Source organism: Nitratifractor salsuginis DSM 16511, from assembly GCF_000186245.1.
Classification (GTDB): Bacteria; Campylobacterota; Campylobacteria; order Campylobacterales; family Sulfurovaceae; genus Nitratifractor; species Nitratifractor salsuginis.
In genome coordinates, this window is sequence record NC_014935.1 from 570,241 (window position 1) to 584,561 (window position 14,321).

The window sequence follows — 14,321 nt, forward strand, 5'->3', positions numbered from 1 at the left end:
TGATTGATCCTGAAACGGGCTCTTCGGAGAGGCTCTGTGATACAATGTCTCTCAAAAAAAAGGTGATGATGATGGGTGAAGTAAAAGCGACGGAGAAATTGAAAAACCTGCTGCTTAATGAACTGATGCCGGATCTGGAAGAGGCAATCGACGAGATTTTCGCGATGGTGGAGAAGGAGAAGATGATCTCCCTGGCCGACCGGGAAGAGCTGGAAGAGATGCAGGCGATGCACGCCGAGTGCCGGGAGATCCTCATCGAGATCGAAAGCGGCGAAATGGAAGAGGATGAAGCGGAAGAGCTGTTGGAGGATCTGATCGAAGTGAAAAGCGAAGAATAAGTCGCAAGCACGGGCCTGCGGCCCTCACGTCGCAAGTTCCTCTCGTTCCCACGCTAGGCGTGGGAATGCATATCTAAGATCATCTATAATCAATTATCCAATAATCACCTATGTATGGGTTCCCACGTTCAACGTGGGAACCAGAGAAACCATAATTTCTCATTTCTATCTTCTCATTGATTTATTCAACAGTGACCGATTTCGCCAGGTTCCTCGGCATATCCACATCGTTGCCCAGGCGGATGGAGATCTCCAGGGCCAGGAGTTGGGTGACGACCATCATTTCGAAAAATTCCAGCATAGGATGATCACCGTTCTTTGTGCGGACGAAATCGTCGGCGAGCTCAAACTCCTCGGGGCTGATGGCGAGGATCGTAGCATCCCGGGCGCTGAGCTCTTCGACGTTGGATTTGATCTTGTCGTAGAGCAGGGTTTTGGGCATCAGGGCGATGGTGAAGAGCTCCGCGTCGGCCAGGGCGATGGGCCCGTGTTTCATCTCCCCGGCGGGATAGCCTTCGGCGTGGAGGTAGCTGATCTCCTTGAGTTTGAGGGCTCCCTCCAGTGCCAGGGGGAAGAAGAGGTCACGCCCGATGAAGAAGAAACCGTGGCCGTGGAGGTAGCGCTTGCTCAGGCGATGGAGTTTCTCGTGGAGCTTCTCTTCGACCAGCAGGGCCCGGGGGGTATGACGCATGGCGTCGAGTTCTTTGGCCAGGGTTTCGGGAGCGAGGGTCCGGTGCTTTTGGCCCAGATAGAGGGTCAGCATCCAGAGCACCATCACCTGGGTGGCGAAGGCTTTGGTGCTGGCAACCCCTTTTTCGATGCCGGCGCGGGTGAGGATCGTCGCATCGCTCTCTCTTACGATGGAGGAGTTGTCCACATTGCAGATGCTCAGACTCTTCAGGCCGGCCCGTTTGGCCATTTTGAGGGCTTCGAGGGTATCGGCGGTCTCCCCGCTCTGGCTGATGACGATGAAGAGGGTGTCGGGTGTCAGCAGCGGTTCTTTGTAGCGAAATTCCGAAGCGATCTCCACCTGGCAGGGGATCTTGGCCAGGCGCTCGAGCAGATAGGCTCCGGTGAGTCCGGCGTGGTAGCTGGTGCCGCAGGCGCAGATCTTGATGGAGCGGATCCCTTCGAAGAGGGAGGGGTCGAGCTCTTCGAACTCCACCCGGTCTTCGAGTACCCGGCCCAGCATCGTATCGCCGATGACGGTGCTCTGCTCGTAGATCTCTTTTTCCATAAAGAAACGGTAGCCCTCTTTCTGGGCCATCGCCTTGTCGGAGGGGAGGGGCTGGGTGTGGAGCTCCTTTTCCCCCTCGGGGCCGAAGAGCTTCACTTCGCCCGGTTTGGCGTAGCCGTATTCGCCGTCTTCGAGGTAGTAAGCCTCTTTGGCTTTGCCGATGACGGCGGTATCGGAGGAGGCGAAATAGACCTCATCTCCGTCGAAAGCAATAAGCAGCGGGGAGCCGTTTTTGGCGAAGAAGATCGTCTCGGGGGCTGCTTCGCTGATGAGGAGGATGGCGTAGGCCCCCTCCAGGCGGCGGATGGTCTCTTTGAAGGCTTCGAAAGGTTCCAGGCCCTTTTGGATATTCCGTTCGAAGAGATGAACGATGGTTTCGGTGTCGGTCTGGCTGACGAAACGCACCCCTTCGCTCTCCAGCTCCTTTTTGAGCTCCTGGTAATTCTCGATGATGCCGTTGTGGACGACGTAGCTGAAGGCGCCCATATGGGGATGGGCGTTGAGCTCTGTGGGTTTGCCGTGGGTGGCCCAGCGGGTGTGGCCGATGGCGGCTCCGGGGCCATCGCTGTGGAAATCGGCCGCTTTCTTGCGCAGGTTTTCGAGCTTGCCGACTGCTTTGAAATGCTGGAGTTTTCCCTGGCTGATGACGGCGATTCCCGCCGAATCATAGCCCCGGTATTCCAGTTCCTGCAAGCCGTCGAGGAGGATGCTCTTTTTCTCTTTTGGGCCGAGATAGCCGACGATTCCGCACATAATCACTCCGTGAGTTCTTGGATAATTTTGTCGATATTATGACAGAAATTACCATTCTTTTCGATAAGGAAGAGGTCATTGACCCGTCCCTTGATCGTATGGATCTTGGCGGAGGCGATGTCGACGCCCAGGCGGTCGAAGAGGGCGATGAGATAAGCCAGGAGCCCCGGCTGGTCGGCAGTGCGGAGCTTCATCATCGCATACTCCCTGGAGTGGTCGCATTCGCAGGAGACCTCTTCGGCTTTGATGAGGGGTTTGCGCAGTTTCATCTCCGGATGGGGGGTAAAGGATCCGTGGATGATCTCATCGAGCAGGGGGAGTTCGCTCTCGTCGAGCCGGTCGTTGAAGTCTATGCGGAAATATTTCAGATCCCCCCAGAGCTTGGCGATCTCCATACTCACCACCTGAAGCCGGGCGAGGCGGTGGAGGAACCAGGCGAGGTTGAGGTCGTGGCGGCGGATGATCTCGACAGTGAGGTTGTGTTCGTTGCTTAGATGATAAGTGTACTCCTCCATTTTGGCCGCGGCTTTGGCGATGGCGATGATGCGCCGGGTGCTGTGGCGGATAAAAAAGGCATTCGAAGAGATGGAGAGAATCTTGTTCTGCAGGGTGCGGGGGAGTTCCCGGAAGGCTTTGGAGTTTTTGAGCCGGTCCACGGCCCGCACTCTTTTGGCGGTTTCGCTCAGCTGTTCGGGATGGTTCAGCGCTTCGAGGGATTGCTCGTAGAGCATACGCAGGAGTCGGGCGCTGTGGCTGTTGTAGACGTCGGTCCCCACCCCCTTCATATCGGCGTAGGTGAGGATGTAGATCATATCCAGCAGCTTTTTGCTCCCGAAGCGGGAGACGAAGCGCAGGACCACTTTTTCACTGTAGATATCCTCCCGCTGGGCGGTGACGCTCATCAGGGTATGGTGGAGGATGAGCCGGGCGCCGATCTCGATGAGCTCCTTTTCCATCCCCAGCTTTTGGGCAAAAATGCGGAAGAGGGAAGCTCCGACGAGGTGGTGGTCTCTCTTGCGCCCCTTTCCGGCATCGTGGAGAAGCACGGCGACCTTGAGCATCACCTTCTCTTTGGGCTCCAGATTGTCGAAGAGCTCGGCGATGAAAGGGTCTTCGATTTTCTCGAGGTGGCGGAAACATTCGATGGAGTGACGGTCCACGGGATAGCGGTGGTAACCGTCGAACTGGGGCAGGTCGATGACCTTCTTCATCGCGGGGACCATATAGCCCAGCAGCCGGGCTTCCACGAAGGCTTGCAGCACGGAGGTAGCGGCCGGACGTTCGAAGGTATGGAGCAGGGTGCGGTAGAGGGTCCGGTCGGGGCGTTCGGGGCGCTCGGCGTGGATCAGGGCATAGAGAAGCTCGGGGTGGATGCGGAAGGGCCGGTCGGCTTGACGGTTGAGCTCTTCTACGAGGCTGTGGAGTTTACGGTGTTGTTTCTCGGGAAGATAGCATTCGCTATAGAGCTCGGGCAGATAGTCGCCGATGAGCCGTTCCAGCCAGATACGGCTGTAGAGATGGATGGTCCGCAGCGCCCCGATGATGCGCCGGGCCAGGCGCAGCTGCCCCCGGCGGCCCCGGTCGTATCTGAGCAGGTCGGCCAGCTCGGGCAGGAGGTCCAGCCGGACCTGATCGACCTTTTTCCCCGCAATGATGTGCAGGGCGGTCCGCACCCGGAAGAGAAACTCCAGTGCGATGCGGAATTCCCGGTAATCCTCGGGATCGACGATCGACTCGTTCAGATCCCAGATGCGGGGGACATTGTAGAGCAGCTTGCCCATCCAGAAGACCATATTGGCATCCCGGAAGCCCCCGACCCCCTCTTTGAGATGGGGCTCCATCGTCAGGGGGTAGCGCTGATGGAGCGCCCGGCGTTCTTCGACCTTGAGGCGGATGAACGCTTCGGGCTCTTCCCGGCGGATCTCGTTCAGGCTGTTTTCGATCCCGGTCCATAAGAATTTGGATCCCTCGATGAAGCGCGATTCAAGCAGGGCGCTTTTGATGGTGATATCCTCCCGTGCCACGACGGGGAGGTCCCGCAGTTCGTGGACCCGGTGGCCCAGTTTCAGCCCGCTGTCCCAGAGCAGGTAGAGCATCTTTTCGATCAGGGCCTGGGTGGCATAGCCTTCGATACTTTCATAGACGAACATCAGGTCGATGTCGGAGTGGAGGCAGAGCTGCTCCCTGCCGTAGCTCCCTAACGCCACGAGGGTTACGGGGATCTGGTTTTTCAGAGGGGTGTAGGGGCCGAACATTTCCCGCACCGCCACTTTGTAGGCGAGGCGGATGACCGTGTCGATGGTGCGGGTGTGCCGCACCAGAAAATCCTTGCCCCCAGTCTGGGCAAAGGTCTCCGGCAGGGTGGCGAAGTAGGCTTTGAGATAACTTTTGATCGCCTTGGCGATCTCCAGTTGAGGCGCATTTTCATAAAGCAGCTCTTCGACTTTGGCGTGGAGGGCGCGCATTGAAATCCTTTTGAATAACGAGTAACTAAGAATGGGAACCGAGTAACGGAGTAACCGAGTAATGAGTAACCGATCAAGCTGTGAGCGTTGAGTGCTGAGAATTCGTACTTATAACCTCAAATCCCTAGTTACTAGTTACTATTATATAATACCCCAAAATTTACGACAGGACGGTGTGAAAAGTGAGTGCACAAGAAGCGTTGATCGCCAAAATACGGGCCGGGGAGCGGCTCTCTCAGGAGGAGGGGGAAGTGCTCTACGATCTGGATCTGCTGACCCTGGGGGAATTGGCGGATGGGATCCGGCGGGAGCGATACGGCAAGAAGAGCTATTTCAATATCAACCGACACATCAATCCCACCAATATCTGCAAAGATATCTGCAAATTCTGCGCCTACAGCGCCAGCCGCAAGAATCCCAACCAATACACGATGAGCCACGAAGAGATCCTCTCCATCGCCGGGGAAGCCCGCGCCAAGGGGGCCAAAGAGGTGCATATCGTCTCAGCCCACAACCCCGAAGCGGGCCTCGACTGGTATCTGGGGGCTTTTCGCAAGATCAAGGATGCCTACCCCGACCTGCACGTCAAAGCTCTCACCGCGGCGGAGGTCAATTTCCTCGCCGAGAGCAACGGCCTGAGCTACGATGAGATGATTGATCTGATGATTGAGAGCGGGGTGGACTCTATGCCCGGCGGCGGGGCGGAGATCTTCGACGAAGAGGTGCGTGACTATATCTGCAAAGGCAAAGTCAGCTCCGATCAGTGGCTGGAGATCCACCGCAAATGGCATCAGCGGGGCAGGGAAAGCAATGCCACGATGCTCTTCGGGCACGTGGAGAAACGCTCCCATCGGATCGACCATATGCTGCGCTTGAGGACGCTGCAGGATGAGACGGGGGGATTCAACGCCTTTATCCCCCTGGTCTATCAGCGGGAAAACAACTTCCTCAGAGTCGAAGAGTTCCCCACCGCCCAGGAGATCCTCAAGACTTACGCTATCGCCCGGATTTTGCTGGACAATATCCCCCACATCAAAGCCTATTGGGCCACTTCGACCATCGGCCTGGCGCTGCTGGCCCAGGAGTTCGGCGCCGACGACCTAGACGGGACCATCCAGAAAGAGTCGATCCAATCCGCGGCCGGGGCGGCTTCGGCGCAGGGGATGGAGTTGGAGGAATTTGTCGCCTTGATCCGCAACTCCGGTTTTATCCCCGTCGAGCGCGACAGCCTCTACAATGAGCTCAAGGTCTACGATTAATTTAAACTCGCAATGATCCGGGGGTGTAGCCGAAGAATTTTCGGAAGATCCGGATCATATGGGATTGATCGCTGAAACCGCAGGCAAAGGCGATCCGGGCCGGGGGTATTTTCTCCTCGGCGATCATCTTTTTGGCGCGTTCGGCACGCAGGCTCAGCAAAAAACGGTGCGGTGTGGTGCCGAAAGCCTTGCCAAAACTCCGGACGAAGTAGTAGGTGGAGAGCCCGGCAGCCTCCGCGATCTCATCGACGCTCAAATCGCTTTGATCCCAATGGGCAAAGAGATAATCGAGCGCCCGGCCGAGCTGTGTCCGGTCATAGAGAAGATTCCGGCACGCCTGTGCGTCAAAGCTTCGCTGGAGCAAAAGACTCCCAAACGCGTCAAAAGCCTCTTCCAACTCCAGCGCCTCCCCCTTCAGCGACGCATAAAGCCGTTTCCCCGCCGCCGTCAATGCGGGGTCTTTGTGAAGGGGCCGGAGTTTTGGGGCGAAGGAGAGCTCTTTTTGGGCGATCTCCTCCGCCAGGGTTTTGATCAATGGGGCATCGATATCGAAATGGAGGTAATTCCAGGTTCCCGAGAAGGTTTCGTGGAGTTCATAGGGTGAGACGATCCGCAGCTCTCCCGGGCGTAGGATCGCAGTCCTGGTGCCGGAGCGGTAGCGGTATTCTCCTGCGTAAAAGATACCGATACTGTAGGCTTCGTGAAAGTGGGGGATCATCCCCGCGTCCTTGAATTCCCCGGCGACGGCGAGGACTCCTTTTTTCAACTGCGTTGCAGCCATCCCTGTATCCTTTGGCTCAGACCTAAAAGATTGTAACCGTTAATCTGATATACCGCAAGCAGGGTAAAGAGCCCGCCGATCACAGTGGAGAGGCCGATCTCTTCGTGCAAAAAGAGTGCCGCAAAAAGCGCCGCGCTGAAGGGAACCAGGAAGAAATATCCGCTGGCCTTGGCCCCTCCCCAGCGCGAGGCGGCCAAAAAATAGATCGAAGTCCCGAAGGTCGTTCCGTAAAGGGAGAGGGAGAGCAGGTTGAGCCACTCGATAGGGTGCAAAGCACTGAGCGCGGGGATTTGAAAATCCAAAAAGAGCGCCCAATCCCCCAGGGCGGTGATGAGGAACATATAGAAGCTCAGAACCAGCGGCGATCCTTTTTTGAAACGTGCGCTCAGGATCGTGATCCAGGGCCAGGTCGCCGCCGCCGCGATGAAATAGAGAATCCCCGGTTGCTGCCACATCTCCAGCCCGTAATTCCACACTTTCAGGATTGTCAGAGTCCCCAGCGCTCCCAAAATCAGGGCGAACCACTCATCCTGCCGAAGCAACTTGCGGCTCAAAAGTGCGATAAACATAAAGGTAAGGATGGGATTGAGTGTCGTCACCAGCACCCCGCCGAGCCCCGCCTCTCCCAGGTGGGTCCCCAGGAAGAAAAAGCGGTTGTAAAGAATCAGCCCTAGCCCGGCAAGCAATGCGATCAGCAACGCTTGGCGATCGATCTTCCAGGAGTGGCCCATAAGCCATATGACGGGAATAAGTCCCATTGCCGAGAGGAGAAAGCGCCAAAAAATCAGTTGGTGAGCCCCCATCCCTTCCATCAGGATCTTGGCACTGACCCAGGTACTCCCCCAGGCGATCATCGCCAAAAACATCCAAAAGGTGAGTGAACGATAGCTCATCACAAGACTCCTTTTCCGATATTTTTTGATCCCATCATAGAAGAAAGCTCCGGGTGATGTATAGAATATTCTTGCTCTTTGGCTTCAGGGGGATGATTGAATACGGAGCTTCGCCTGAGCGAATTGCCGTCGTCTCCTGCCGTTACCATTATGATTGATCGAGACGTTGCGTCAATGTGGAGACGCGACTTCAGTCGCGTAAAAAATATCTCGAGTCATTTCAGCGACTAAAGTCGCTGCCCCAAAAGGAGGAGTCGTATTTTCCCCATTTCATAGCGTGAGGGAGTTTCGCTAAAATACTCCCACTTGCAAGAAGGGAAAGACTATGGTTCTGATGATCGACAACTACGACAGTTTCACCTACAACATCGTGCAGTATTGCCGGGAATTGGGCGCCGATTTGCGGGTGATCCGCAACGACGAAATGAGCGTTGACGAGATCGCCGATCTGGGGGCGGAGAAGATCATTCTCTCTCCCGGCCCCTCCACCCCCGACGAGGCGGGGGTCACTTTGGAAGTGATCGAGCGTTTCGCCGGCGAAACCCCGATCTTCGGGATTTGCCTGGGGCACCAGAGCATTGCCCAGGCCTTCGGCGGGGAAGTGGTCCGGGCCAAAAATATGATGCACGGCAAGACTTCTCAGGTCAAAGTGACCGGAGAGAGCCCCATTTTCCGGGAGCTTCCGGAAGAGTTCCGCGCTACCCGCTACCACTCCCTGGTGGTCAATCCCGAAACCCTTCCCGAGCGGATCGTTCCCACGGCGGTGAGCACCGATGACGGGGAGATTATGGCCCTTCAGATTCGTGATCTGCCTATCTATGGGGTGCAGTTCCATCCCGAGTCGATTATGAGCCAATACGGCCACGAGATGCTGGACAATTTCCTGAAGCTTTGAAATGATCCGAATCTGGAGAGACGACCGGGTCTTTTACACCTTTCTCATTCTCTATGCCCTGGTCATCGCCGCCCTGGCGTTGACGACCCCGCTCTCTCCCAGCGAAGCCCAACTCTTCTACCGCCAGGAGTGGAGCCCGGCCGTCTGGGCCGCCCGGCTCCTGCATCAGGTCTTCCTGGGTACCCTGGGCTTGCGCCTGGTCCCTTTTTTGCTGGGGATGCTCAACCTCTACCTTTTTTACCATCTCTTGCCCGACTATTTCGAGCGGATCGAGGATCGGCGTTTTACCTTGATGATCTTTGCCATACTGCCCGGGGTGATTGCGGCCAATGTTCTCCTCAACGACGCGGTCTTTGCTCTGAGCCTGACGCTGCTTTTTCTCTGGGCGTACCGCCGCCGGGTCTTCTGGCTCGAAGCGCTGGCGCTGGGCGTGCTGCTGAGCACGGCGACAGCAAGCTTCGCCCTCTATCTGGGGGTGGCGCTCTATGCCTGGGCCCATCGGGAGCGCGCCTTGGCGCTGCTGGCCGGGGGGCTGCTGATCCTTTCGCTCCTTGGCGGCCGCTACCTGATCGGGGGACACCCCCAGGGGCATCTGCCTGAGCTCTTCGGGATCTATGCGGCACTTTTTTCGCCCCTCTTTTTTGTCTATTACTTTTACGCCCTCTACCGGGTGGCGCTGGAGGGGCCGCGGGATCTTTATTGGAGCATCGCTTTCAGTGCCCTGGCCCTCTCGATCCTCCTCTCGATCCGCCAGCAAGTGCTCATCGTCGATTTCAGCCCCTATCTGCTGGCGGGCACCATGATCCCGGTGGCGGTCTATTTCCGCAGTATGCGGGTGCGGATGCGTCGTTTCCAACGGCGCTATAGGATCGCGGGAGCGATCGTGCTTATCACGCTGCTTTTGAGTAGTATGGCGGTGATCCTTCACCGTCCCCTCTATGAGCTGCTGGGACGTCCCCACCACTTCTTCGCGGCGCCTCTTTATGAGATCCCGGCGCAGATCGAGGGGCTGCGTTCCCGGGGGCAGAGCTGCCATCCGCCCGTCAAGCGGCGTTACGATGTGCTCTACCGTTTTTATGGAATGCCGGCCTGTAAGTGAGTAGATTAATAACCGAGTAACCGAGTAACCGAGCAATGAGCAACCGAACAACCGAGTCGTAGGGTGGGCTCCGCTCACGCTCTCAGAGACAAGATACGAATTTTGGTGGGCGAGGCCCACCCTACACAGACTCGTTCAATTCACAACACAAAAAATTCTTGCGACTTGAGGGCCGGAGGCCCGTGCCTGCGACTTGCGACTTTTTAATGTTCCCAAAATACACACCTCCGGGGCAAAAAGAATCCTCCCGCTTTCTCTGCCATAAGTTTCAAAGATTCAAATGATAAAATCTAGCCAACCCTAAGCAGACAAAGGAGAAGCCGATGGCTCAACGAGCAATACGCGAATATGATGGAAAGCAGCTCTTTGCCAAACATTGGAATGAGTATTTCGACGGGTTCCACTACCCCTTCAAGTCCGTGCTGGTCACCAGCGCCGACGAACTCCGCCAAAAGGCGAAAGAGCACGGATTCGAGTGGCTCAACCAGGAGCCCCTGGTCGTCAAACCCGATATGCTCTTCGGTAAGCGCGGTAAAAACGATCTGGTCCTTTTCAAAAAAGAGAAGCCCGGTGACGTGACCCTCGAAGATGCCGCCAAATGGATCGAAGAGAAGCAGTCCCATGACGTCACGCTGCTTTCCGGTCAGCATGGCCGCCTGACCCACTTCATCGTCGAGCCTTTTACCCCCCACACCCAGGATCAGGAGTACTACATCGCCGCCACCACCGTCGGTGAGGACGATGTGCTCTATATGTCCGCCGAAGGGGGAATGGAAGTCGAAGAGGGATGGGAAGAGAAAGTCAACGAAGTCCGCATCCCCATCAATATGCCCGAAGCGGACATCGAAAAGGCGATCCGCGCCAACGTGCCTGAGGATATTCCGGCCGAGAGCCATGAAGCCTTCGCCACTTTCGCCATCCAGTTCTTCAAATTCTTCCGGGATATGCACTTCGCCTACCTGGAGATCAACCCGCTGGTCCTCATCGGTACCGACGCTCATATCCTTGACCTCGTTGCCCGTCTGGATGATACCGCCGGCTTTATGATGAAAGAGAAGTGGGGAGACATCGAATTCCCCACCGCCTTCGGTATGGAAGAGCAGTCTCCCGAAGAGAAAGCCATCGCCGAAGCCGACAGCAAGTCGGGTGCGTCACTCAAGCTCACCGTCCTCAACCCCCAGGGCCGCATCTGGACCATGGTCGCCGGAGGAGGCGCTTCCGTCGTCTATGCCGACACCATCGCCGATTTGGCAGGGGTCAAGGACCTGGCCAACTACGGGGAGTACTCCGGAGGACCCACCACCGGGGAGACCGAGTTCTACGCCGAGACCATCTTCGACCTGATGACCCGCTATCCCGACCCCAGAGGCAAGATCCTCATCATCGGAGGGGCCATTGCCAACTTCACCGATGTCGCCAAGACCTTCACCGGGATCATCAACGCCCTGGAGAAATGGGCGCCCAAGCTCAAAGAGCACAACACCAAGATCTATGTACGCCGGGGCGGCCCCAACTATGAAAAAGGGCTTCAGGATATGAAAGATGCTGCGGAGCGCCTGGGTCTGGAGATCCATGTCTACGGTCCCGAAACTCACGTCACCGACATCGTGCGCATGGCCCTCGAAGACGAGAAGCAGAAGTAAGGTAGGAGAGGAAAATTATGAGCAGACTGTTTACACGAGATACTCAAGCGATATTCTGGAACAACAACAAGAGCGCCATCCAGCGGATGCTGGATTACGATTACGTCATCAAGCGGGAGACCCCCTCCGTCGCGGCGATCGTCGCGCCCACCAGCAGTGCCAAGTTCGAAAAGTTCTTCTGGGGCGGTGACGAGATCATGATCGATGTCTTCCGCAGCACCGAAGAGGCCGTCGCCGCCCATCCCAATGCGGATGTGCTTCTGAACTTCGCCTCTTTCCGGACTGCCTACGATGTCACGATGGAAGCCCTGGCCATTCCCGGCCAGTTCCGCGTGATCATGGTCACCGCCGAGGGGATTCCCGAGCGTCTAGCCCGGACCATGAACCAGGCCGCCAGAGATGCCGGCGTCACCGTGATCGGGCCCGCGACCGTCGGTGCCATCGCTCCCGGCGCCTTCAAGATCGCCAACATCGGCGGAACCATCGAAAACATCATCAAATCCAAGCTCCACCGCGCCGGAAGCGCCGGTCTGGTCACCCGCTCCGGCGGTCTGTTTAACGAGCTGTGTAACATCATCGCCCTCAACGCCGACGGGATTGCCGAGGGTGTGGCCATCGGTGGGGACCGCTTCGTCGGTTCCGTCTTCATCGACAATATGCTCCGTATGGAGAGCAACCCCGATGTCAAATATATGATCCTCCTGGGTGAGGTCGGGGGAACCGAAGAGTACAAAGTGATCGAAGCGGTCAAGTCGGGCAAGATCACCAAGCCGGTCATTGCCTGGTGTATCGGAACCATCGCCAAGCACTTCAGCAGCGGCGTACAGTTCGGCCACGCGGGTGCCTCCGCCAACGCCGACCGTGAGACCGCCGCGGCGAAAAACGAAGCGATGCGCGAAGCGGGCATCCATGTCCCCGAGAGCTTCAACGACCTGCCCCGTGTCATCAACGAGGTCTATACCAAGCTCTACAACGAAGGGGTGATCCTGGAGATCGAAGAGCCCGAGATCCGCACCATCCCCAAAGTGCGCCGGCCCAAGAACTTTATCTGTACCATCAGCGACGACCGGGGCGAAGAGGCGACCTACGCGGGCTATCCCATCAGCTCCGTCGCTACGCCCGATACCGGCAAGACCATCGGTGACGTCATCAGTCTGCTCTGGTTCAAAAAAGTCTATCCCCGCTGGGCGGTCGATTTCATCGAAACTGTCATCAAGACCGTCGCCGACCACGGCCCCGCCGTCTCCGGTGCGCATAACGCCAAAGTCACCGCCCGTGCCGGCAAGAGTGTCGTCGAGTCTCTCGTCACCGGTCTGCTCACCATCGGCCCCCGCTTCGGCGGCGCCATCGACGGAGCGGCCAAATACTTCAAATACGCCTACGACAACGAGCTCAGCCCCGCCGAGTTCCTGGCCTATATGAAGAAGCAGGGGATCCCCATTCCCGGAATCGGCCACCGCATCAAATCCCTGCGTAATCCCGACCTGCGGGTCGAGGGGCTCAAGAAGTTTGCCGCCGAGTACTTCCCCAAAACCCCTCTGCTCGATTACGCCCTGGAGGTCGAGCAGCTCACCACGTCCAAGAAGGACAACCTGATCCTCAACGTGGATGGAACCATCGGAATCCTGATGGTCGATATGTGGCGCTCTCTGGGCTACAGCGAAGAGGAGATCGACGAGTTCATCGAGTCGGGAACCCTCAACTCCTTCTTCATCCTGGGCCGCACCATCGGCTTCATCGGCCACGTGCTCGATGAGAAGCGCCTGGCAATGCCGATGTACCGCCACCCCTGGGACGACATCCTCTACGACGTCAAAAAGGCCGAAGAGATCTAATCGGCCATCTGCCACTCTTCTCCGCGTCGGAGAAGGAGTGCCTCTTTCGCTTCTAAAAACTTCCTCTTTCTTTTATTTTATTTATCTTTTCCCATATGTGCAGATTAACCTTGTTTTCAAGATTAGGTAGAATTGAAAAAAAGGGGGAGTGATGCGCCGCTGTTTTCTTCTGCTTACTGTCTTTCTGATCTCTTGGCTTTCAGCCGGGACCGATGAAGCCTACCGTGCCTACAAAAAGAGGGACTACACCGAATCCTTCCGTCTCTACCGGGAGGCTTACAAGCACAGCGGCAGCACCAAAGCCGCCTACAATCTCGGGGTCTTCTACGAAAAGGGGATCGGGGTGAAAAAGAACCTCAAAGAAGCGCTCCGCTACTACGAAGAGGTCGAGACGGCGGCGATGAACCTCTACTCTTCCAAAGCGATTTGTTCCGATCGGAAGATGCTTCCCTATTACAAAAAGAGCCTGAAAAAGCTGTACCAATACGCCCACTCAGGCTACGCTGTGAAACTTCTGCAAAGCATCGAAGATGAGTGTGCCGAAACGCAGAGAAAACCTTCTGAGCCCTATCTTTCCAAATGCCCCGCCGCTTCGATCATTCCCAGGGCGGACCGGAACGATCTGGCCTATTACGATTGCGCCCTTTTCAAACGATACCCGAAGCTGATGAAGCGGTATCTTCGGCTCGATAGGGAACGCCGGATCGCTCTGGCCCGGGCTGAGGCTTCGGGGAGCAGGGATCGGCAGGCCGCCAGACGGGCCAAAGCGGCCCACCGCCGGATCAGGAAGCTGGTGGTCCCCCTGATGCGCTACGAACTTCAGCGGGCTATCGCCTGCACCCGCAAAGCCTCGACCTTTGGAGAGGCTGGGGCTTGTAGAATGAATTACATCCGTTTCGCTGACAAAGTGATGGGGTGTGAGCCGACCTTTGAGGGTTGCGGTTTCGATCCGAATCCGGAAGAGTCCTGCCGCCGGCAACGCCTCCACGATCAAAAGCCTCTCGATGCGGCCCACAAGAGAGAGATGATAGAGCGATTGCACAGCAAACTGACGCAGCACGACTACTTCACGGGAGATTGCGACTCCCTCTATCAGACCCTTTAGCGATGGGGCGGGAGCCTG

Annotated in this window: 11 protein-coding genes; 7 read left to right on the forward strand and 4 right to left on the reverse strand. The window is 56.9% G+C overall.

From position 1 onward, the window contains the following. The first annotated feature begins 44 nt into the window (after positions 1-44). A complete protein-coding gene (locus tag NITSA_RS02890; RefSeq protein WP_013553532.1) occupies positions 45-338 on the forward strand; it encodes a hypothetical protein in 294 nt (97 codons plus the stop codon). Positions 339-519: 181 nt separating this feature from the next. Here the strand turns inward: NITSA_RS02890 and glmS are convergent, their stop codons facing one another. After that, positions 520-2,328 (reverse strand): glutamine--fructose-6-phosphate transaminase (isomerizing), encoded by a 1,809-nt coding sequence (glmS, locus tag NITSA_RS02895; protein WP_013553533.1) that lies wholly within the window; start codon positions 2,326-2,328, stop codon positions 520-522. 2 nt (positions 2,329-2,330) lie between these two features. Beyond that, positions 2,331-4,793, reverse strand: coding sequence for a [protein-PII] uridylyltransferase family protein (locus NITSA_RS02900; protein WP_013553534.1), 2,463 nt, complete (start codon positions 4,791-4,793; stop codon positions 2,331-2,333). A gap of 182 nt (positions 4,794-4,975) precedes the next feature. On the opposite strand from NITSA_RS02900, the gene mqnE reads away from it, so the two are divergent. Continuing rightward, positions 4,976-6,052: an aminofutalosine synthase MqnE gene (mqnE, locus tag NITSA_RS02905; protein WP_013553535.1), complete on the forward strand. Its 1,077-nt coding sequence runs from the start codon at positions 4,976-4,978 to the stop codon at positions 6,050-6,052. A gap of 1 nt (position 6,053) precedes the next feature. On the opposite strand, the gene NITSA_RS02910 is transcribed toward mqnE, so the two are convergent. Both NITSA_RS02910 and NITSA_RS02915 read right to left on the reverse strand, forming a co-directional pair. Further along, on the reverse strand, positions 6,054-6,833 hold the full coding sequence (locus NITSA_RS02910) for a helix-turn-helix transcriptional regulator (RefSeq protein WP_013553536.1): 780 nt from the start codon (positions 6,831-6,833) through the stop codon (positions 6,054-6,056). After that, entirely contained in the window at positions 6,815-7,726 is a 912-nt protein-coding gene (locus tag NITSA_RS02915) for a DMT family transporter (RefSeq protein ID WP_013553537.1), read from the reverse strand. Before NITSA_RS02915 ends, NITSA_RS02910 begins: the two co-directional genes overlap by 19 nt. 325 nt (positions 7,727-8,051) lie before the next feature. Between NITSA_RS02915 and NITSA_RS02920 the strand changes: the two genes are divergently transcribed. The 5 genes from NITSA_RS02920 (at position 8,052) to NITSA_RS02940 (ending at position 14,303) form a co-directional block, all read left to right on the forward strand. After that, positions 8,052-8,621 carry an anthranilate synthase component II gene (locus tag NITSA_RS02920; protein WP_013553538.1) on the forward strand — a complete coding sequence of 190 codons (570 nt, stop codon included), beginning with the start codon at positions 8,052-8,054 and terminating at the stop codon, positions 8,619-8,621. A 1-nt stretch (position 8,622) separates the two neighbouring features. Continuing rightward, positions 8,623-9,720 (forward strand): hypothetical protein, encoded by a 1,098-nt coding sequence (locus NITSA_RS02925; RefSeq protein WP_013553539.1) that lies wholly within the window; start codon positions 8,623-8,625, stop codon positions 9,718-9,720. A 323-nt stretch (positions 9,721-10,043) separates the two neighbouring features. Next, positions 10,044-11,363 carry an ATP citrate lyase citrate-binding domain-containing protein gene (locus NITSA_RS02930; RefSeq protein WP_013553540.1) on the forward strand — a complete coding sequence of 440 codons (1,320 nt, stop codon included), beginning with the start codon at positions 10,044-10,046 and terminating at the stop codon, positions 11,361-11,363. Between the two features lie 17 nt (positions 11,364-11,380). Then, the gene (locus tag NITSA_RS02935; RefSeq protein WP_013553541.1) at positions 11,381-13,198 is read left to right on the forward strand and encodes a citrate/2-methylcitrate synthase; all 1,818 of its coding nucleotides are present in this window, start codon (positions 11,381-11,383) and stop codon (positions 13,196-13,198) included. Between the two features lie 151 nt (positions 13,199-13,349). Beyond that, a complete protein-coding gene (locus tag NITSA_RS02940; RefSeq protein WP_013553542.1) occupies positions 13,350-14,303 on the forward strand; it encodes an SEL1-like repeat protein in 954 nt (317 codons plus the stop codon). Positions 14,304-14,321: the final 18 nt, after the last annotated feature.